Source organism: Williamsia soli (assembly GCF_017377795.1).
GTDB lineage: Bacteria > Actinomycetota > Actinomycetes > Mycobacteriales > Mycobacteriaceae > Williamsia > Williamsia soli.
The window spans coordinates 195,003-216,695 of the sequence record NZ_JAFRDR010000009.1 but is presented as its reverse complement, the minus strand read 5'-3'; the positions used below and the strand labels follow the sequence as shown (position 1 = coordinate 216,695).

The following is a 21,693-nucleotide window of genomic DNA, read 5'->3' as shown; positions in this document are numbered from 1 at the left end:
ACGGGTGGAGCCTTGTCGTATAGACGCATGCTGTCGGGCCGAAGCGGATTACTGGTCGATCGTATATGCCTCGGCGAACTTTTAACGGTGGGCTCGCACGTGTGCCGAACCCAGGTCGGCGGAGCACCGGAGGGCAGAGTCCGGATTGAGTCTTTCGCCTTGCGCGATCGCGGTGCACCCGAGTTCTGTGCTGAATTACTTGGCATCTAGACGGGTTCTACGTGGGCAACCGACTCAGTCTTGAGTCGACAGAACCACATCGAGCCACGTCGTTGAGTAGGGACGCCCAGGCAACCAGTCCGTAGGGAGTAGCTGTTCGACGGCGACTTCGTCCAGCCAAACTGGAGCCGGTAGCCGTTGGACTCGAGCGAGCAGATAGTGGTCCCCCCGTGGGTCCGGGTAGCCAAGGTGAGCCAGGGCTTCACCGGTGGCGCTTTCCCAATCACCGGTTCTTTCGAAGAGTGCAAACCGAAAGCCATCGTCCTGGGGGCTGTATAGCAGCAGCAGAGGCCCGTCGAGTTCCCTTTCGCCACGTCCTATTGCGCCTCGTCGGTTACCTGACCGCAGGTTGTAAAGGCCAACCCGACTGATCCATTCCCATTGGGCGTCCGAGCGGACGTAACCGAGAAGAACGCCTGTGTCAGCCGGCGGTAGCTCTCCAACCGGAGAACCCGCCGCAGGTCGATTTGTTCCGTCTTCCGCGTATGCCCGCGCGGCCCAATACGTTGCGCGGCGACGTCTGGTTCCGGACGCAGCGACATGCTCGATCGCTCGCGTCACGAAATCCACAAGGACGGCGGTGTCATCTCCGCTTGCATGAGGTCTGAGAGGGAATGCTCCGAGCCCAGGAAGGAACTCATCCTTTCCGAAAGTGAACTCAGCGGGCGTCGAACCAGGAAACAAAACGTACGATCCTGCCGAGTCTCGAATCGCGTCCCGATACGCATGCATCTTCAGCAGGTCTGTGCGCTTGCTCGTGCCGCTGGAACGCTCTGACTCCTCTTCCTCGTCCACATCTCCGGTCACGAATGGAGTTGACCAGTCGACCCGGTACTTGGCGTCGAAGTGCAGCCACACTTCTTCGCCGCCCGGCGTGTGCACGAGGAGGCTTGCGTCGGGCCGCATTGGCCGGGTCCAGCTCGTCTTTCTGAACTCCTTGTTAAAGAAGAGATCAACGAGCACTTTTTCGCCTGCTACATCGGCTTTGAACTTTAACCGCGTCGCGGCTCCAGCTTTCAGAACCAGTGACATTCCTGTACTTGAGGGCCGGAAAAGTTCTGCGGTGATCTCGCGATCGCCGCATGCTGTTGCGACGGCACTGGCGAGCTTCACAAAAGTCCAGTACTCGTACAGCGTTGCAATGCTTTTCCGTGACACGAGAAGCGGATCGTCAAGGTCCAGTGCCAGCCCGACGGTTCCTTCTACCAGCGCCCATGCGGCGTACAGTTGGCGGTACCCTTCGCGTCGCCGCAGAACTTGGTTATCACCCGGGAATACTGAGAGCCGAGCAACCTGTCGGAACAGGGGTGCAGTCAAGAACTCGTCGAGAAGTGTCACGACCTCTCGCGCCTGCTCCACGCCGCGTCTCTTTGCGGCACCACCAAGTGCGTCAGCCTGCAAGACGACCGCGGCCGCGATGGCTCGCCAGCGCTCGAGCACGAAACGGACGAACCGATTCGCGATGGTGTCCACAGTTTCCTCGGTTCGCTCAACAAGCAATGTGCGAGGCATCGAGGGAAGCCGGCCCCGCGGTGTCGCGACCCGGGGCCCGGGCCTCCCGAGCTGGCTCCCGAGCCGGGAAGAACCGGGCAACGGTCGACCCGGGGAGCGTGGTTCAAGGTGCGATTCCCATGCCCGATGCGGGTCGCCGAAGATGTGGCCGATGGCCCATGCGAGATCTGACCCCACCAGCAAGGATTGAAGAACAGCGAATTGCTGGTACAGCAACCGGGGCGACCCGCCTGTTGCGCTGCCAAACTGCCCGGAGCTCGGAGCAAATCCCTGATGCATCGCCTCTACGGCGAGTTCCGCCAGATCCGCCAGCATTCGTCCAAACGCCTGCTCGTCGGAGAACTTTGCGCTGCGTACATCGAAGCGCCCCCGCAGTACTGCCCCGGAAACAGTGGTGACGGTGACCGAGACGACGCCGACGGACTCACCTGGGACGAGTCGTCCACTCACCCTGGATGCGTCGTCGCTATCGAACAGCTCTGCGGGTTCGACTCGTTCTACATCGTCAGCGACATCGATCTTGAATCGATAGACGGCGGCCTCACTGACAATCAAGGATCCGTCCCGAGCGCTCAGCTCGGGACCGACGTGTGAACTCGGAAGACGTGACACGACCAGCTCGCCGCGCATGTCGTCCGCGGCGCTTAGCTGGACTACTGCTGAATCCACGGCTAGTCCGTAAAGCTGACGAACTGGTTGATCTCAGCCGAGCGCAGCATGCGCCGAAGTTTTGCCGCACTGAGAGGCAGGGCAGCCGTTGCTGGGTCTACGGACGAGAATTCTCGACTCCCGTCCGGTGCGACCGCAAAGGCCGCCAATACCTTCAAGACTGGCTCAGCTCGGCGACGAGAACCGTGAATCTTCGGCAGGATCTTGCGAAGAACGATGTGATCGAGGGCCCGATCGCGGCCGTTGAGGCCCAGCTGCTCGAGAGCTGCGGCGTATCGCAAGCTCTCGTAGAAGACTCGATGCCCGAATTCGTCGTCAGTATCAGTGAGTCGCCCGTGCAAGTCGCGTAGTGCAGTCGCGATCGGCGGTCCTGATTTGTTATGCCGTTGCCACGTGTCATCCAGGACGAGCTCGACTAGTCCGCGAAGATGGGGGACCTCGCCGGGAAGGATTGCGCTCGGTCGCACGACGTCATCGGCCAGATCTTCAGTTTCTGTGCGGATCTCGAATGTCGTCGCTCGGTCTAGGACCTTGGGGGAGAACTGGTATGTGGTTTCATCGACGTTTACGGTCCCGATCACGAAGACGTTGCGTGGCAGCGCAATAAGCCGGTCATCCAGGTCTCGGAGGCGCCACTCACCATCGGGTCCGAGGGTGAGGTTAGGGAGGATGGCATCGCGGGATTCGAGACCAGATAGGAAGTCTGAGAAGTACCTTTCGACGTGCGCCAGGTTCATTTCGTCCAGCAGCAAGAGATGAGGCATGTCGGGGTCTTCGGCGGCACCCAGCAGGAACCGTAGGGTGTCGGGAACGAACCAGGCTGCTCGGCCATCTAGTGGTGGGCGAAGGGCGTCTTCGTAGCCGAACAGAGCTTCCGGACCAGTCCAGTCTGGACGGACCGCTACGGGTAGAAAGCGCCGACCACCGGGTCCGGATCCGAACCACTCACCGAGCCGTAATGCCAACTGTGTCTTACCGCTACCAGACATACCTGCGAGAATCACGAAGGGCTTAGTCACCAACGCCGCAAGGAGAGCGACGACTGGATCACCGTGGCCGGTGGGTACACGGAGACCGGATGAGTCCACTGCCAGTCGAAATGCGGTGAATATGTCCTGAAGCGAGGAGACATCGATGGGGTCGACGGTGGGTGGCCGCAAGTCTTTAATATTGCTGTCGGACAACTCGAGGACGGCATCAAGGTCGCGAAGAATCTCTGCATCTTCAGGCACGGATCCCCGCTCGTAAAACTTATGAACAATGGTGCTGGCGGCGTAGTCGCGAGCAAGAGTTCCCTCGCCGAGGTAGATCGAGTCATCGAATGCAAAGGAACGGTCGGTTAGCTCATTCGTGGCCAGCGCTCTCACCCGGGTGGCTGTCGCAGCTAGTTCCTTCAGCATGTGGTCTTTCCCGGACTTCTTAAGCTCTTGAGTACCCTGCGCCACAGTCACATAGATACCGGACATGTCCTCTCGAAAGAGTAGTACCGGATACACACCACTTTGCGTCGACGAGGTGATGCGCCCGTCCAGCAAGGCGATCCAGGGGGCTGCGGCCCAGTTACCTTGCCCGGCCGAGTATTTCACTTTGACGTTGGGGCGGGCCGAAAGCGGCCCGCTTTGTGCGATGTGCTGCTCGAGCGAGCGGAGCGTCGCGACGACTGGATGCGACCCGCCGAACTTCTCGAGCTTTGCGTCGCCGTACTCAGCCATAAAACTCTCGAGAAGGTTCTGGAGAACCGATTCGCCCTCTGTGGTGCGCAGTACGACGTCGAACCCAGCAGGTTGGTACGCGCTGCGAAGCTGAACGCCCCCGTTAAACTCGGTGTTCTTCAGGGTGCCCTCGTCTGGGTGGTCGAGGCCGTACGCGACTCCTGCGATCGCCTTCGGGTCGTACTCCCGCCCGTCGACCACAAGGGCGTAGGCCGTAGCGCGACCGAACCCGTGTTTGCTGAGGAACGCGTCTCGACCAAGCTCGTCGTACTCAGCGATCGCTCGCTCGATTGCATCCCGCGAGAGAACACCAAGAGCCATTAGATCGATCCCATCCTGAGCATGTTGGCATCTTATGCGGGCAATGGTGGAACCCCCGTTGGGCGCGCCACCCGGTCAGGTTTGAGGCGGGTAGTCATCTCGGTCGCGGTGTAGGTCGTATGGATGACATTTCCTGGTCTGACCTCGAAATTTCAAGAACTTGCCGATCTTCACGCACACGGAATCATCGACGCAGAAGAGTTCAAGGCCGTGAAGCAAGCGGCAATTGCGAGGATTGCTTAGCGATCGACGACGCGTCACGACGTGAGCTGCGACTGTTCCTATGGTTGGCGACCTCTAGGTATTCCCGCCGACACAGGCCGGCCTAGGATTTATCGCACGCTATACCATCCCCGTCGCCATCTAGTCCCGGTCGGTACCCCGGCTCTCCTGCGGAAATCGGCGCTGCGCCTGCAGCTTTCGCAGCTGCGCAGTTGGGATAGTAGACGGATGCCGGGACGTCCACCACCGGCGGCGGTGGGGGAGGCGGTGTGTATTCCAGGGTCGGAGGCGGAGGTGTGTACACGGGAGTCGATGTGCGGGGCACGGCGGGAGCTCGGGTTTGGACGGGTTCAGGGGTCGCGGTCGTGGTTGTGGTGGTAACTGGCGCGACCGCCCCACAGCCGGTCAGAACCCGGGTGATCGCTTCCTTCTCCGGCTGCGTCACCCACAGGCCGTAGGCGGCCTTCACGTCGACCTGGTGTCCCACGTAGCTGCATCGATAGGTCTTGTTGGGAGGCAACCACGTTGCGGCATCACCGTCGCCTTTTTGCTGATTGGTCGGCCCATCTGTCGCCTGCAGATTGCGCGGATCGTTTGCGAGGTCAGCCCGCTTCTCAGGAGTCAACTGTTGAGCACCGGTCTGCCAGGCGTTGGACAGTGCCACAACGTGATCGATCTGAGCCTTCTCTGATGTTCCCTCTCCGCGGACGAAAGCAATTGATGTCTTCGTGTACGGGTCGTTGAGGGTGCCGGCATCCACGGTGCACCCGTTCGAGCCTGGCTTGATGGTGGAGTTGACCAGATCGCGCCGCAGAATGTCGTTGCGGGTGTCGCAGCCGTTGTGGCCGCTCTCCACGTTGACGTCGTCGGTCCAGGTCTCGCCGAACATTGCCCGGTCATAACCGGTTTTCGGTGCTCGGCCCTTGACGGCGAGTGTGTTGAGTTTCGCGAGCGCTGCGTTCGCGGCGACTGCGGTGTCAACGGAAGCGAGAGGGGCGGGTGCCTTGGCTGCCGACTCGGAGGTGGCAGTGGTTGTAGGCGGCGTGGTCATAGCGGATGTCGAGCTTTTCGCGGCGGCTTTTGTGGAGTCCTCGCTTTGGGACCCGGCAACAGCGAACACCGCGACCACAGCCACCAGCAGCGCCGCGCTGCCCGCAATCCACGGCCACCGCTTCTTCCTCGGCGGCTGAGGGTAAGGCGAGCCGCTGGACGGCCGATCCCAGCTCGATGGCATCTGGAAGGGGTCGGACATTGCGGTGCCTTTCGAAGTGAAAACCGTTTGCTAGCAGCATGGTTCCCCCGCAGGACCAAATTCTTACATAGTTATAGCACTGTGGGTCAATTGACCCGAAATTCCGGGTGGCTGTCACATAAGCCCGCTAATGTCATGCGCAAGCGATTGGAACGTCGGTGCCACTCCACGTCCGTCGTCGAGCATTCACCTGTACGAGCGGAGGAAGAACATGTCGGTGAGCCTGGGCAAAGGCGGAAACGTATCTCTGAGCAAGCAAGCTCCGAACCTGACAGCGGTCAGTGTCGGGCTCGGCTGGGACGTCAGAGAAACGTCCGGCGTCGACTTCGACCTCGATGCCAGTGCCATTGCAGTTGACTCGAACCGTAAAGTCCTCAACGACTCGTTCTTCGTGTTTTACAACAACCTGCGCTCGCCCGACGGCGCGATCGAGCACACCGGCGACAACCGGACCGGCGAAGGCGACGGTGACGACGAACTGATCAACATCGACCTGCGTGCCCTGACTCCCGAGGTGCAATCGATCCAGTTCCCCGTCACCATCTACGACGCCGACAACCTGGGCCAGAACTTCGGCCAGGTGCTCAACGCCTTCATCCGGGTGATCGATCGCGCAGACGGCCGTGAGCTGGCCCGATTTGACCTCAGTGAAGATGCGTCGACCGAAACTGCCATGGTTTTCGGCGAGATCTACCGCCGCGACGATGAATGGAAGTTTCGGGCGATCGGACAGGGTTACGCCTCCGGACTCGCCGGTATCGCACGCGACTTCGGCGTGAACGTCGGCTGACGGAGCGGGGACGAAGAGCAGGCAGGCGCGTGTCGGACCGAAATGTTTGAATGCGTTGCGAGGCTTGCGGAGTCAGTGTCGTTCGTTCGAACTACGGACACAGGGGCACCTCACCTGAAAACATAGGAAGGTTGTCTCCGATTTTGGCTCTTTCGGACAGGACTCTTGAGCGAAGAATTTGAGACATAATCAAGTGGTTTCCAGTGGTTAATATCCTGCATTCACAGGAGTTGACGTTCATACCAGCACGTGAAAGAGGCATTGTGGCCGCACCATTCGACCCTTTCGGATCAGGCGGTACGCCTGGTCCGAGTTCCGGCCCCGGAGCCTCTCGTCACGCACCGCAAACACCGTTCGGTCAAGGGTCGTCGCGTCCCGGAACATTAGAGGTCGCCGGGCCGCCCGCCGGTCTGCTCTTTGCTGCGGGCGCGGTAGCGCTGGTGGGCCTAGTCGTGGGCATCATCGGGCGATCCGGTTGGCTGTCGATTGTGGGTTGGACGCTGTCTGGGCCGATTGCCATCGGCATCCTGGCCGCGTTCACACTCGCCGACACCAAGCGTCGCTCTGCTCCGATCTACACCAGCCCTGGCTGGACTAAGTTGACGTACGGGGTGGTCATCGCGATTTCGATCATCGGAATCGTCGTCGGCGCCTTGGGCTTCGCATTCTGGGTGGGACGTCTGTGAGCGGGATCGTGGGTCGGCTTGGGGGTGTACTGGGTCTGTTCTTCTGCATCGCTGCACTGACGGTGGCTCTGGCCCCTCCTGCCGGCGCAGACGACGGTGACGGTGCCAACCGGTTTGGCGCCTGTCTGGCTGCCCAGCGATCGGGTCAGATCCTGCTGATGATCGACGAGTCGGCGAGCCTGCAGACCTCAGATCCCGACGCCGCCCGCGTGACGGCAGCCAAGTATCTGACCGAGCAGCTGGCGCGATTCGCAGAGGATTCAGGTGTTCAGGTCGAGGTCGCGGTATCCGGGTTCTCTGACCAGTATCGCAACGTGCTCGGCTGGACGACTCTCGATGAGTCGTCGCTGCCGAACGTGGAGACGAGCCTCGACGGCTTCCGCACCCGCAACGGTGGTTTGGACACCGACTACTGGCTCGCGTTGGACGGCGCACGGTCGCAGTTCTCAGAGCCGTCCGGCGAGACCGGTGGCCAAGAGTGCCGCGCAGTCGCCTGGTTCTCCGACGGCAAGCTGGACTTCAGCCCGCGCGGTGGGGTGGACAAGCCCTACGCGCCTGGGGTCGACTTCAGCAATCAAGCAGGCGTTGACCAGGGCGTTGCGGCCGCGACGGAGAGCATCTGCCGATCCGGTGGGCTGGCTGACCAGCTCCGGTCGTCGGGAATCGTGACCTTCGGTATCGGCCTTGCCCCCGAAGGGTCATCGGCAGCGGACTTCGACTTGATGAGGTCCATTGCCACCGGCGTCCCGTCGCCCAACGCGTGCGGCGATCTGACCGCACCCATTCCAGGTGACTTCTACCTGGCTCAAGACATCGACGACCTGCTGTTCGCGTTTGATGCATTCAGCACACCCGGCCAGGCGCCGCTGGAATCAGAAGCAATCGTTTGTGCGCGAGTGGTGTGCGAAGAGGGTAAACACCGGTTCGTCCTCGACCGCTCAGTCGGGAACGTCAACGTTCTGGCCACTGCCGACGGCACCGATCTCGTACCCACCCTCGTCTCGCCGAACGGCAGTCTTCTGCCTCTGGACAACCGCAGCGGCGGAACCGGCGACCTGGGCGGGGTCACCATCGACTACAGCTGGCCGTCGCCGAAGACGGTGTCGTTTGAGATGAGCAACGTGCAGGCACCGCAATGGCAAGGCGTGTGGGCACTGGCGTTCGTTGACCCGAACGGTGCATCCGGGGCTCGCAGCAAGTCGAACATTCACATCTCGGGCAACCTGTTCCCCGCTTGGGATCGCGATCCCAACACTCGGCTCCACAGCGACGATATCGATGTGCCGGTGACGTTCAGCATTGTCGATGGTCAGAACGCCCCGGTCGACCCCGAGGATCTGCTCGGTAAGGCCACCTACTCGGCGACGCTTGTCGACAAGGACGGCAAGAGCTACCCGATCGTGTCCGACGTCCCCAAGGACTCGATCGGCGATCCAGTGACCATGGATCTCGAGGGAGTGCCGCCGGGCGGCGCAATCATGCGGCTGTCGCTGGCCATCACCACCGCCGACGCCACCGCGACCAACGGAAGACGCGTGCCGGGAACGGCCCTGACTCCCCGGTCGGTGGACATCCCCGTGACCATCGATCCGCCGGTGGGCTTCCCGTCCCTCGGTTCGAAGATCGATTTCGGAACCGTCGAGGGTTCCGGCAGCTTCGACACATCTCTGACGGTGACCGGCCCCGGCTGCGTCTGGCTTCCGCAAGAGCCGGGCGCTCAAGTCGTAGCCGCTCCTGATGGCGTTGACGGACTGTCTGTCACCTCGTCGGCAACCTCTGCGGAAAACTGCGTGCAGCTGAAGGAAGGGCAAGAGGCCAAGCTGCCGCTGACCCTCGACGTACCCAATGAGGCCAACGGTGTCGTCAACGGAACCGTCCAGGTGATGGTGTCCCCGCCGGACGAGGCCGATCGGGCCGTAGCGGTGCAGGTTCCGTTCACCGCTGACCTGCAGAAGCCGCTGAACACCAGCAACTTCCTGATCGCTCTCATCGTGGCGCTCATCCTGGGACCTGGCGTACCGCTCCTGCTGCTCTATCTGGCGAAGTGGTTCACCGCACGGATACCGGCCAGAGCGCTTCGTGCACAGCAGATCCCGGTGACTGTCAACGGTGGGTCCGTCTTGCGGGACGGTCAACCGTTCGCGATCAGAGACCGTGACCTGGTAGAGCTGGTCCGAGGCCTGGACAAACCTGCGCGGCGCCTGGACCTGGGCGGCATCGAACTGCGCACCCGTACCGGCTTGTCGCCGCTCGGCGCCGGATTCGTGGTCGCCAAGGCTGCGGGACGTTCGGGTGCGGGCAGCAAGTCTCCCGCGATGCATGGCAAGACCCCGGACGCTCGGCTGCCTCTTGCCATCCACAACAGCTGGTTCGTCCTGCACGACCCCGCGGGGCCGGCAGACAGAGCGACGGTTGTCCTGCTCGCCGGCGGCGATGCCGGTCCGCAACAGGTGAACTCTCTTGTCGAGGACATGATGCGGCACCTGCCTCGCACCCTCGAGGAGCTGCGGTCGCGGGCCAGTGTGGAGGCGCCGGCCGGTTCGAGTGGTCAGCCACCGGCCCAGCCACAGTCTTTCAATCCGTTCGGTGGCTCGGGGCCCGCTCCCGGTCCGCAGCAGTCCGGTGACCCGTTCGGATCATCGAACCGGCCGCAAGCAGGCGATCCGTTCGGTGGGCAGCCGCGATCGGGACCGCCGCAGACGCCACCACCAAGGTCCGGACCGCCACCGGGGAACACCCCCAGGCCTCCGGACGAACCATTCGATCCATTCAGTCGCTGAAGCCGACAACAACGCTATGAAGGGCTAGAAGAGTATGAGGAGATTTCTGGTTGTCGGCTGCGGTGGCTCAGGAGGCGCAACGCTGGCGTACATGATGGACCAGCTGCGTTCGGACCTGGCTGCTCACGGCGTCACACAGATCCCGGCCGGTTGGCAGTTCGTGCACCTCGATGTGCCGACCGCGCCGTCCCCCGGACCTGATGGGCTCGGAAACGTACGCGATCAGGGTGGTGCCTACGTCGGCACCGGGCCCCAGAGCGACAGCTACAAGGTGTTGGACAACGCCATCTCTCAGCGCTTGGCTTCCGGCGGCTCGCTGGACAGTCTCGCCACCTGGGCTCCGCGCGAGCCGAGCTCGGTGCACACCCCGCTGAGCACCGGCGCCGGTCAGTACCGCGCGTTGGGTCGCATGATCACGCTGAGCCGGGTCGCCAAGGTGCGGGAAGAGCTGCAGCACAGCTGGGATCGCCTCTTCCGGGTCGAGACCGAAAGCGAGATGCGCCGACTGGACATCCCGGGATCGGGCAAATATGACGCCGGCGAGAGCCCCGTGGTGCTGGTGGTGTCTTCGATGGCCGGCGGCGCCGGTGCCTCGATGGCTCTCGACATCTGCCGCATCCTGACGCTGATCCCGGGTGTCGACCCGCGGCTCATGGGTGTCTTCATGGTTGCTCCGGACATCTTCGACAGCCTCGACTCCTCAGCGATCACCGGTGTGCGCGCCAACGCCTTGGCGATGCTCGGCGAGATCGTTGCCAGCCAGACCGGAGCCGCCCGCGAACACGACGTCTCCATCCTTCGCGCCCTCGGCCAGCAAAACGGTGAAGGCGAACTGATTCCGTTCGCCCGAGTGTTCCCGGTCGGTCGCTACGTCGGCGCTGAGCGCACGCTGTTCGGCGACGGATCGCCCGAAGCCGTATACCGCGGTCTCGGCCGCGGACTGTCGGCGCTCATGATGAGTAAGTCGGCGACCCAACAGTTCGTCGAATGGGACCTGTCGAACGGCGGCGGCACCGCCGGCACTCGTGAGTTCATCGGCTGGGGCAACGGCCAGTGGGACAACCTGCCGTGGGGCTCGTTCGGGTTCGCCAGCCTCAGCATGGGCCGGGACCGTTACGCGGAGTACTCGGCGCAACGCCTGGCCCGCAGCAGTGCTGAACGCCTTTTGCGCGGACACCTCCAGCCAGGCAACCCTGCGTCCGACGACGAGCAGGCAGCCTCCATCCTGGACAGTCAGTGGCCGAACATCTGCGCTGAACTCCAGCTGCCGGTCACTGCCGGTGAAGCTGTTGTCGGGCAGTGGGTGACCCAGACCGTCCTGCCTCGTCAGGACGTGATGGGGATGTCGGCGCAGGTTGTCAACACCAACCTGCGCGGATACATCGACGAGCGTGACGGGGCGAACGCCGGACATTGGGTCTCGAGTGTGCACCACGCACTCTCGGACCGTCGGCAGGCGTTGCTGGACGGAAGCCACGAGCAGGCTTACTCCTGGAGTTACCGCTGGCACGTCACCTTCGCGCAGCGACTCGAGGGCGTGACCACGAGAGCCATTGCGCAGCTCGGCCTTCCGTATGCCACGGCACTGGTGAAGCGGGTCTCGCAGTACATGCAGAACGTGGTGCTTCCGAGCGCCCAGGATCTCGCGAAGTATGGTCCGTCCGATGTGACCGACCTGCCCGATGAGGTGACCAGCACCCTCAACGGTTTGCGCGGAAACCTGACGAGCACCTCGGAGATCCTCGCCCGCGTACTCGAGGGCAGTCAGCGAACCATCGAACGCCAGATCTACGCATCGCTGTCGAACATAGTGAGCACCGCGGCAGGAGCCATGGTGAGCGAGGTCTTCGACCCGCTGATCGACGCGCTCAACGAGTCGCACACCCTGCTACGCACCGCAGCGGGTGAGCCCATCCGCGATGTCGGTTTGGCACGTCTGCAGACCGACGAGTACGCGGCATGGCCGTCCGACTCCGACGCCTGGGTCTCAGATCGATTCTCCGAAGCCAACAACGAAGTGATGCTGACCAGTTCCGCCGACTTCAAACAGCGCTACGAGGTCGACCTGCCATTGGCGGTCGGTGCCTCCAACGCTGGAGTTCGGCAGTTTGGTGAAGCGGTGGCCCGGGCGACCACCCACGCAATCACCGGTTACTGGGTGACCAACGACGGAAGCCACGCGCCGGCAGAAGATCAGCCGGTGGTGGAGCGGACCGCCGAATGGAAGTCGCGGGCTTTTGTGACCGACCCCGCGAGCGGTGAGTCAAGAATCTCCGCGCCTGCGCGATTCGACGTACATGTGCGGCCCGCTGAATTGCTCGAACGTTCGCGAAAGTTCGTGGCGCGGACGGGGGAGTCGTTCGATCGCTTCTGCCGGGTCTCGCTGCGGGAGTATCTGACCGGCGTCGGTGAGCCTGAGTCCGAGCTGGCTCGCCGCCACCACGACATCGTCGCCAAGTTCGGTGAGGCGATCAACCTCGCTCGTCCGCTGGCCAGCGTCAACGAGCAGGCCATGCAGGCGATCCATAACACCCAGCAGATGAGCTACCGCTTCAAGTTCTCTGCCGTTCCTTTCAAGGGCTTGCGGGTGGCGGACGAGTTGGCATCGGCCTTGAACGAGTACTCGCGCATCGACAACAAGACCAAAGATGTTCTGGCTCGCGCACTCACGGACGAGTCGAAGATCAAGCGCGTCGACATCTTCGGGTCGTACCCGAACTACTCGCCACTGGCGTTCAACTCGGTTCTCGAGCCGGCAGCGCGACAGTGGCTCGGTGCGTCTCCCTCTCAGCGCCAGGCTTTCTGGCGCATGCGACGGTCGCGACCGTTGGCCGCGTCGCTGCCGATGCACCCGAATGAGCGTCGCGCGATGGTCGCAGGCTGGACCCTCGGCCGGGCGATCGGACAGATCTCCGTGCCGCCGGAACCGTACGTCGAGGCAGCACGCGTCTGGGACGGCGAGACCAGCACGTGGCGTGATTTCCCCAACCCATTGCTGACCCCGCCCTCGCAGTTCACCGCCGCGTACGACTGGATGCCTGCGGTTCTCGAGTCGATACTGCTCGCGATGGCGCAGTCTCACGAGCCGCCGGTGATGTCGTCCATGCTGCCGTACCGCGCCCTCCGTCGCATCTACGATGCGTCACCCGAGGATGAGGTGTCGGGCGTGCACGGGCTGACCGCCCGGACGCACCTGACGCGATGGCTCCGAAGCGGCGACACCGGGACAGGTTTGGCGTCAGCAGTCGAGGACTCGGGACCCGGCGTGTCGATCGACGAACGCGCGGAGAAGCTGCGGGCGTATCTCCAGAACAGCCGCGACTTCGCCGGGACGCACTACTTGCCGCCGGGGGCCCGGCCCGAGGTCGGACTGCCGCCCGCTGACGGCGGTGGTGTGTTCTCGGTGATCACTGTCCGCGAACAAGCATCGAGTACGCCGATCTTCCGCGACCTGGCGTCGGACGTGTACTGGGCCACGACCCGGATCATCGACATGATCGATGGGTGCGCCGACCAGGCCAAGCGACCGGAGTCCGTGGCACCGGGACAACCCATCGCTCCTTCGGGCGCGGCGAAGTCGTTTGAGGTTCCCAAGGGAGGGACGATCTGAGATGGCTGCAGTAACCGTTTTCATCGCGCCGCATGGCACTGCGGACGGAGTGCTCAGCGCGCTGTCGGATTTGTCGGCGGCAGCGTTGGTCGATCCCTTTGTCTGGGTGGCGGAATCGGCGACAACCGATGCCGCCCTGACGATCCACGAGGGGCGCGCCTACGACACCACCGTGCAGCAGGTGCTCTCGACTCAGCGCATCGATCTGCTGCGGATCTGTGTCCTGGTGCCGCTCGTCGGTGGTCCGGTAGCCGCGTCATCTGGTCAAGAACGACGCATCTCCGATCTCCTCGCGTCGACGTCCGGGGGTGCTCGAATCGTTCGGGTTCGTTGCCTGATCGCGCGGCCCGGAACGATAGCTGCTCAGTCGCCGGAGGTACTGGATGGCTGGCATAACATCCTCATCGCGCCTGAAGACGCGCAGGGCCCGGGCATGGGCCACATCCAGCTCGACCCGTCCACTGATCCCGTGGAAATCGGGCGGCACTGTGCGCCGGCGGTGGCCTCTCTTCTTGGGCTGTGGACAGGGCTCGACCACCGGCCGCTCGACAACTCTCCGGTGCTTCCGGGCCAAGTGATCAGACTCGCACGCTCGTTCTACCGCAAGCTCGACACCTCCGCTGCCGAGGATTCGTTGCGTGCACAGGTGCTGGCTCAGAACGGCTCGTTGCCCTTGCCGAGCGACCAACGTTCGACAGTCGTCTATATCCAAGATGTGGCGCTGGCCGCGCGGACGATGTCGGATAGCCTGTGGCACAAGTTCTCGTCGGTGCTCCATGGTCCGCGGATGCCCTACGAGGCGGAGGCCTCGTCCGAGATCGGCGTGTGGGCCGCCATCAAGATGTTCTTCTCCTTCATGGGTGCAGCGCTGCGCAATGCCCCGTCGGCTTGGTACAACCAGCTCGTCGACGGGATCTCCACCGGCATTGCTTCGACCGTGCACAGGACCATCTTCGGCGCTGCACCATCGGCGTACGACGTGGTGGCCCGCGGACGGACACCGGAAGGCGGTATCGCCGATTGGAGCGAGATCGGCTCAGCCTCCGGACAATTGAGCAGCGTGCTGGCCGATCCATCTGAGGGGCGAACCCACAACGCCTCCGCAGATCTGTCGAACCTGTGGCAGGACTACGCGCGTGCTGCTCTGACACTCGCCGATGGCGGAGCTCGTTCAGCAGATCTCGCGCCCGTGCAGGTCGGTGCGAACCGGGGCATCATCAGCCGATCGGCTGACGTGGTTCCTGGCCCAGCGCAGCGCTTCACTAGGCTCTCCGGAATCGTGGGGGCAACCATCGGTGTCGACGGTGTCGACGCGACGGATGCACTGGGCATCCTGCAGCTACGCCAGAAGTTGTCTGAGGAGGAGCAGAAAGCGAACCTTGGTCTGGAGGCACGGCGCGCCGCCTCCGACCTGGACAACTGGCACCGGGAAACCTCCGGTAGCTTCGGCGTTCAGGTCGGCCGACGGCTCGCGGACAGTTTCGTCTCCACGTTCGGCGAAGTGCAAAACCTCTTGCAACGGCTCCGAGACGCGCAGGCACCGCCACCTCAACCCACCAACAAGCATGGAAAACTCGCACGAGTCATTCAATTTGCTGCGCTGCTGTTCGTTCTGGTGGCAGCGTTGCTCGTCTGGCTGGTCATACGCGGGTCCGTTGACTGGTGGCTGGCCGCAGCGATCTTCGTTGTCATCCTCGTCGTGGCGGTAGTCGTCGGCGCGATTTCATTTATCCGGAGTCAACGAGACCTCTTCCAGCAACTGAACAGACGCAAGTCTGTCGTCTCGCAGCAAGAGGTCGATCGGCAGAACCTCCGCACCGGGCTCCGTGATCTGGAACGGCTGTCTCAGGCCTACAGCCAGTACCTGTCATGGAGCAGGGCGTTGGGAACCTTCCTAGCGCAGCCGCTGGGTCCCGATCTGGCAAACAGCAAGGCCGACCCACGGGTCGCATGGGGTCTACCGATGTCGGTGGCGGTGGGCTCTGCCCGTCCAGTGGCAGAGCAGGTTTCCACCACTGCCGAGTACGTGCGCCAAGATCTCTTCGGGCTCGGGTGGTTGACCGAATCGTGGGAAGGGCTCGTCGACAACGCGGCACCTGCCGCGGGACGCGCCGAAAGAGATGTCGATGCGGAGGTCAGTCGTTTGTGGACGGCGCCAGGCCAGGGGTCGGGGTCACCCTTGGATCGCTGGTCGTCCGCTCTGTTCAACGGGACCATCACTTCTACCGGTGCCGACCTCGTCTGGAATCGGGCACGCAACAATCTCATGGGACCTAAAGCAGAGTTGGTGCAACGACTGGTCGGAACCGTCGATATCCCAGCTGTGGGTTCGGGTCGCTCGGTCAACATCGCCGATTTCCTGTGTCAGATAGACCGGCAGACCCCGCCGACCGGAAACTTCGACCGAAAGATACTGACCGATCTGGCGACGACTTCTGGCGCCGCCGAGGTCAAGGAAGACATCAGGACGTCAGCCCGCAATGGCATTGGAATCGTCTGTGCCGCAACGCAGCTGTCGGGTGCGCTGTCGATCGACAACCTTACGCTGGATGCTCACCCTCGTGCGGACTTCGGGTGGAATGAGCAAGTACCCGAGATGCCTTCGGAACACAGGGCGCAGGTCGAACCGCGGACCGAGAATCAGCGGTTTGCTCCGCCGACAATGGGTGATGGGCTCGGATTCTGATGGCTAACACAAAACAGGAGAAGCGCGAAGCCGCGCTGTTCGAGTGGGTCGCCGCGGCCAGTGCCGCCGGACACGACGTGCCCTCGTCCGATGAGTTGACAACGATAGCGGCGAATCCAGACGTCGTGGGTGCAGCCACTGAAGGGCCTACCCTGGCGTGGAAGGCAACGATCGAGTACATCCTGCATCAGGTCAAGTTCGGGCTCGATCCGTTTGCGGTCGTTCAGAACTTGCCGCAGGAACTGTTGACGCCCGCTGAGATTGCGGCCCCGGCGAGGCACAGCCGGGGGCGCGAAAGCGTGTCCAGTCGGTCCGCCGGCTCGCTTCGACGTCCGTCGCGGACACCGGACGAAGAGCCTGCGCAGCCCCCGACACCCGAACCTGACCCTGTTGCTGCGCTGATGGATTGGCGCTCCCGCAGGATCGCTGACGGCGTCGAAGCGGCAGGCGCCATCAAAGATGCCACGCTGCGGACATTGGTCCAGCGAAAATTCATCTCGCAGGAGCAGATCCGTAAGCAGTTGCCGGGAGCAGATTCGCAGATGGCAGCGGAGATCGCGGGAGTCCTGGCGAAGTTCTTCCCATCGGAGACATCGCCTGCAAGCCCGACAGCGAACAACGAGGCGACACCTGCAACGCAGCCGAGTGAGCCCGTGAATCCCGCCCGTGCCGATGCTGTGTCGGCATCACCCGAGCCGGCCGTCATAAACGAGCAGGCCGAGACGCCCCCCGATCAGGGGCTGGGTCTCACCCATGCTGACTTCTGCGAATACGAGTACGGCGAGAACCCGATCGAACCGGGCGCGGTGACCATTACGCGCGGTCCCGGTGGCCACCGTCTGACGTGGGAGCCGTACCTCACCTCGCCGGAAGACGCGGTCATCTACCGGGTTGTTGCCAACGAGGACGTCTTTCCACACAAGCCTGAGGCGGGAGAGCTACTGCTCGCGACCACCAGTGTCGAGTACGAAGATCCTCGGTTCTTGACGTCCGCCGTTCGTACCTACCAGGTCTGGTGCCATGTCGGTGTCGATGAGCGAGCAGCCCGCTACCAGCAACCCGTCTTGGTCGCTGCCGGCGAGGTGGTCAGTCCGGTCGAGGACTTCAAACTCACCGAAGACGAAGGCCGGGTCATCGCGCAGTGGAATGTCTTCCCCGGAACGCGTTCGGTGCGGGTGTACCGCGTCCCGCTCAGCGGTGGTTCCCGAGGTATCAATGATCCGCGCCACGAGATCTTGACCAGCGAACCCAACCTGACGGGCTTCGTCGACGCCGAGGTGTCGCGCGGTGAGACGTACTTGTACCGCGCGATGGCGGAAGTAACGGTCGGTAGCACTGTCCGACTTGCCAACTCGGTGCAAAAAGAGATTCAGGTGTCGGTCGTACTCAAACCGGTACTCGACGTGCAGATAACGATGAGCACTGAACGCGCCGGCGAGTTCGAGCTTCGGTGGTCCACGCCGCCGACCGGGCGGGTGTCGATCTATCGAAGCCACACCGCTCCGCCTGCCGATCTCGAGGGGTCGGAGATGCAGGTGGATGCGCTGTCGCTGCAGGGCCTCGACGAGACCGCGCAGCTGAAACACCCGGTGGTGGCTGCAGATGCTGCGTCTTCTCGGATGGCCGGTGTGCCATGGCCCAGCAGCTGGGACCGAACGTATTTCACCCCGGTGACGATCTTCGGTAACAAGGCAAAAATCGGTGCCGTCAAGGTCCAGACGCGTCCGGTCGCGGCGGTCACAGATGCGCGGATCATCGAGCGATTTGATGCACAGATCGTCTCGTTCGGGTGGCCGGCGGCAGCAGCGAGCGTACTGGCCTGGGTTGCACCTCGATCATTACCCGCCGAGCAGGCGATTGCAGGACGCCCTGACGAAGAGATTCATCTACGCCAGCACCGGCGAGACGGCGGTCTCACTTTTAGCCGGGAGCTGCCCGCCGGCTGCATGGTCTACCTCGTGCCGGTCGCGTATTCAGGCGGAGAGCAGATACGCGGGGAGCACATTGGTATTTCGTACCCTGGCCTGACCCGCGTTCGCTACTCGTTACCAACGGTGCATGAGGGCGCGGAGGGCCGCGTTGTCGCCGTCAATTTTGCGACCGCCGTCGATCTGGACACCCCACCACCATTTGTTCTGGTGCACAACCCCGAACGCTTTCCCCTCGGTCCCCATGACGGTCAGACCGTCAAGCTGATTGCGCCGCACACGCAGCACGTCGCTTGGCAGATCGTTGTGGACCGACTTGTGAAGGGTCACGCGGACACTGGTTGGCGTGCTCGGCTGCCAATGGACTCTGGGTTCGTCCGACTATTTGCTGACACGGGCGCAGTCCAAACCTTAGTGGACGACGCTAATGCCTTCCCAGTGCGCAGAATCGCGTTGGCTGATCCGCCGCTCGACTCGCTGAGGCTTGAGCCACCAGTCGGCCCGCAGTTGTGACGGCCGGTGTGTTCGGAGAGAGAGAACCGGCCGGCGCACCCGCGGTCGGGCGATACGGGCAGCTGATCTACACCTCGTTCGACGACGGTTCCGGATCCGGTGGTGGCTGGCAGGTCAAGGATCAGGTCGGCGATCTGACCAGGTCGGAGGTGGATGCCCTGACCTCGCGGATTGTGACCAAGTTCGACGTTGATCCGCTCCTACCGCAGTACCCGACACCCGCAGACATAGAGGGCCGTCCCGCGCGGCTTGCTTACGACTCGATATGTCCGGGCGTGGGTGCCTATTGGCACACCGTGGACGCAGGCACGGACGGATCGGGTAGACCCGGAAATGTGTTCGCGCACGTCGTATTCGACGATGCGTTCTCTTCACAGCCGGCATTGCGACCGATTGAACTGTGGGATTCGCCGGACTGGTTGCGCCCGTATGGACCTCAAAAAGTTCGTGCCGCGGAGTTGCCCGGTGATCATCTGCTTCGGCCGGGTGATGTGATCACTGTCGACAGCACCCTGCACTTTCTGTTGGATCCGGACGTGTACCGCCTCGGTCTGTACCAGGTGTTGCTGGACGCTGTCTATGACGCGATGACGGGCGGCCGTTCAGTTGTCCTCCTGACCGACCCCGCTGACGCAGCACGATGGATCGGTGCGGTCAGCTACTTCATGTCCCCGGGAACGGCTCGACGATTCTCCTGGAGCACCTACGACAAACCCGATCTGGCGTTGGCTGATGCCAAGAGGCGAGTGCACCTGATCTGCGTCCCGCGCGAGTATGCCGAACTGCCCGCTGCGGACTGGATTGTGATCGACGCAGAGGAAGATCCTCAGCTCGGTGCGCTCGGCGGTGCGGGTCATGCATTGGCCAAGTCGATGTTCCCGGTGGCGGTGTCGCCGTGGTCGTTGCTGGCGCAGGCCGCCCTCGTCGATGCGCGCATCGCGAGTCGGGTGATCGAGCTGCAGGACGACATCGCTCGCGAGGTCGGTGACCGGGAGTTGTCGCCGGTGTGGCCGCTGGCCATCGCGGCCCGCACACTGCAGCTCGGGGATATCGAACTCGAGTCGGCGCAAGCAGCCACGGACGATCATCCCGCGCACCTGGGGAGCTCCGAACGCCTTCTCGAGCTCGTCGACGATCTCTACGTCGCCAATGCCCCCCAGACTCCCGATGACGCGTTGCGTCGGCTGTCCAGGATCCGGTACTCGGGAGGCAGTCAGTCACGTGCCGCAGAGCGACTGGTGATCTGTGCCCTCCGCGACGGTGCCTGGATCGCGTCACCTGACATCCAGTTGGACCTGGTGCCGCATTGGCACAACGTTGAGATCGATCGTCTCACGGGTGCGCTCGAGTCCTGGATGCAGGAGATACAGCGTACGGCGTCGGCGCCACCGCATTCCGATTCGGAGCATCTTGTTCTCACCGTGCTGCGTGCAGGTGAGCTTCTTATGCGACTGGCGCGTCGGGGACCCGAACTGGACGAGGTGTTGTTGCGTCTGGCGGACATAATCGAAATGGCGAAGATCGACTTCCTACGCGACCGGCCGCGTGTCCACGCGTTCATCTCTACTGTTCAGAACATATCGAAGGAGACACTGGCCGCTGTCCTGCTGCCGGTTCTCGCCTCCGAGATCCGCGCACCGGAAGGCCTGGATCTTGCTGTCTGGCTGTGGATTTTTGGCGATCAAGGCAATCTTGATGTCCAAGGAGCAGCGGAAGCGCCGGCTTTCGGGGTTCCGAATCGAGGCCTTCTCCCGCTGTACATCACGGCACTGCTGGAGAGCCCCGAGGTCACCGACATACCCCGAGCGCGCAGGTCCGACCTGGCTCATCTCGGTGTGACCGCGGTTCACGCCCTCCAAGCGTCGTCCGACGAAGAACCCGTCGTCGAGGTCGAACGACTGACGCGGCACTACACCATGAACGTTGAGCAGTTGGACCGCCTCATCGCTCAATCGCGCCTCCGGATCACACCGTCAACTGCCTTCCAGCATGTCTTCTACTCGCCACCATCGGCGGCGCTCAACCGGGTTTTGGATTACGTCTGTCACTATCCGCTGCGCGAACCCGTGCCGATGGATGAGCTGTCGGCGTTGGTTGTCGCCGGCGCACGTGTTCGAGCTGCATCGACGTGGACGGACTTCGAAAAACATTGGGCACTAACACTCATGGATTCCGAGGTGAAACGCCTGGTTGAAGAACTCGAACCCGAAGTGTATGGCCACCTCGACGAAGATTTGTGTGTTCCGCTCGGTGCCCTGTTTGTCGCCGCGCAGTCCCGATCGCGCCCCTGGGCAAGCGGGGAGACAGTCGCGAAGCAGCAGCTGGCGCTGCGTCTACAACCGCTCCAGCCACAGCTGGTGCAATGGCTGGAACGCCTGATCGCTCGCGAGGTCATCGATATCGCCTGGGTAGCCGGCGAGTCGATGCGCTCGCGTATGGGGTCTGACCTTGCCCCGACAGCGTTGTTTGCACGGCCAGATGAGAGTGCCGGTGGTTCGTGGATGGATAGCGTGATCGCCGGTCGACTGGAGAACAGCGACTATCGCGGACCGACCAGCGTCGAGGCTTTGCGGGACGCCCTCTGGATCTCTGTCAAAGACCTGACGGCACCGGCCGCTGAGCGCTTCTTTCTCGAATACCGTTCCGCCGGAAAAGATTGGCTCCGCGAGCGTGGGTTGCTGACCCGCGACACCCAACGTTCTCGATTCTCTTTGACCCACCGAGAGGACAACACCTGATGGTGACTTTTGTACTTGATGGAACGAGCTCAGCTCAGCTACCGCGACGGCCTCT

General features: G+C 62.9%; 10 protein-coding genes. 7 read left to right on the top strand and 3 right to left on the bottom strand.

The features are described from left to right. Positions 1 to 234: 234 nt before the first annotated feature. The 3 genes from J3S28_RS22290 to J3S28_RS22280 all read right to left on the bottom strand — a co-directional run bounded on the left by J3S28_RS22290 (position 235) and on the right by J3S28_RS22280 (position 5,907). Complete coding sequence (locus J3S28_RS22290; protein ID WP_237341965.1) at positions 235 to 2,361, bottom strand: DUF2357 domain-containing protein; 2,127 nt, start codon at positions 2,359 to 2,361, stop codon at positions 235 to 237. A gap of 41 nt (positions 2,362 to 2,402) precedes the next feature. Continuing rightward, positions 2,403 to 4,433, bottom strand: a complete 2,031-nt coding sequence (locus tag J3S28_RS22285; RefSeq protein ID WP_504970637.1) for an MrcB family domain-containing protein — start codon at positions 4,431 to 4,433, stop codon at positions 2,403 to 2,405. 325 nt (positions 4,434 to 4,758) lie between these two features. Beyond that, positions 4,759 to 5,907 carry a GmrSD restriction endonuclease domain-containing protein gene (locus tag J3S28_RS22280; protein WP_237341922.1) on the bottom strand — a complete coding sequence of 383 codons (1,149 nt, stop codon included), beginning with the start codon at positions 5,905 to 5,907 and terminating at the stop codon, positions 4,759 to 4,761. 211 nt (positions 5,908 to 6,118) lie between these two features. On the opposite strand from J3S28_RS22280, the gene J3S28_RS22275 reads away from it, so the two are divergent. The 7 genes from J3S28_RS22275 to J3S28_RS22245 all read left to right on the top strand — a co-directional run bounded on the left by J3S28_RS22275 (position 6,119) and on the right by J3S28_RS22245 (position 21,638). Continuing rightward, the gene (locus J3S28_RS22275) at positions 6,119 to 6,697 is read left to right on the top strand and encodes a TerD family protein (protein ID WP_207843022.1); all 579 of its coding nucleotides are present in this window, start codon (positions 6,119 to 6,121) and stop codon (positions 6,695 to 6,697) included. Positions 6,698 to 7,137: 440 nt separating this feature from the next. Further along, positions 7,138 to 7,383 (top strand): hypothetical protein, encoded by a 246-nt coding sequence (locus tag J3S28_RS22270; RefSeq protein WP_207843021.1) that lies wholly within the window; start codon positions 7,138 to 7,140, stop codon positions 7,381 to 7,383. Then, positions 7,380 to 10,163, top strand: coding sequence for a vWA domain-containing protein (locus J3S28_RS22265; RefSeq protein ID WP_307797335.1), 2,784 nt, complete (start codon positions 7,380 to 7,382; stop codon positions 10,161 to 10,163). The genes J3S28_RS22270 and J3S28_RS22265 overlap by 4 nt, the downstream gene beginning before the upstream one ends. A 34-nt stretch (positions 10,164 to 10,197) precedes the next feature. Further along, positions 10,198 to 13,773 (top strand): tubulin-like doman-containing protein, encoded by a 3,576-nt coding sequence (locus J3S28_RS22260; protein ID WP_207843020.1) that lies wholly within the window; start codon positions 10,198 to 10,200, stop codon positions 13,771 to 13,773. 1 nt (position 13,774) lies between these two features. Then, positions 13,775 to 16,459: a hypothetical protein gene (locus J3S28_RS22255; RefSeq protein ID WP_207843019.1), complete on the top strand. Its 2,685-nt coding sequence runs from the start codon at positions 13,775 to 13,777 to the stop codon at positions 16,457 to 16,459. Beyond that, entirely contained in the window at positions 16,459 to 18,900 is a 2,442-nt protein-coding gene (locus J3S28_RS22250; RefSeq protein ID WP_207843018.1) for a SaeA-related protein, read from the top strand. The genes J3S28_RS22255 and J3S28_RS22250 overlap by 1 nt, the downstream gene beginning before the upstream one ends. Positions 18,901 to 18,908: 8 nt before the next feature. Continuing rightward, positions 18,909 to 21,638, top strand: coding sequence for a GAP1-N2 domain-containing protein (locus J3S28_RS22245; RefSeq protein ID WP_207843016.1), 2,730 nt, complete (start codon positions 18,909 to 18,911; stop codon positions 21,636 to 21,638). Positions 21,639 to 21,693: the final 55 nt, after the last annotated feature.

Bases quoted from the DNA above. Each gene is read 5' to 3' on its own strand.
- J3S28_RS22260 (WP_207843020.1), top strand. From the start codon at position 10,198: ATGAGGAGATTTCTGGTTGTCGGCTGCGGTGGCTCAGGAGGCGCAACG.
- J3S28_RS22285 (WP_504970637.1), bottom strand. From the start codon at position 4,433: ATGGCTCTTGGTGTTCTCTCGCGGGATGCAATCGAGCGAGCGATCGCT.
- J3S28_RS22290 (WP_237341965.1), bottom strand. From the start codon at position 2,361: ATGCGCGGCGAGCTGGTCGTGTCACGTCTTCCGAGTTCACACGTCGGT.
- J3S28_RS22275 (WP_207843022.1), top strand. From the start codon at position 6,119: ATGTCGGTGAGCCTGGGCAAAGGCGGAAACGTATCTCTGAGCAAGCAA.
- J3S28_RS22255 (WP_207843019.1), top strand. From the start codon at position 13,775: ATGGCTGCAGTAACCGTTTTCATCGCGCCGCATGGCACTGCGGACGGA.
- J3S28_RS22250 (WP_207843018.1), top strand. From the start codon at position 16,459: ATGGCTAACACAAAACAGGAGAAGCGCGAAGCCGCGCTGTTCGAGTGG.
- J3S28_RS22280 (WP_237341922.1), bottom strand. From the start codon at position 5,907: ATGTCCGACCCCTTCCAGATGCCATCGAGCTGGGATCGGCCGTCCAGC.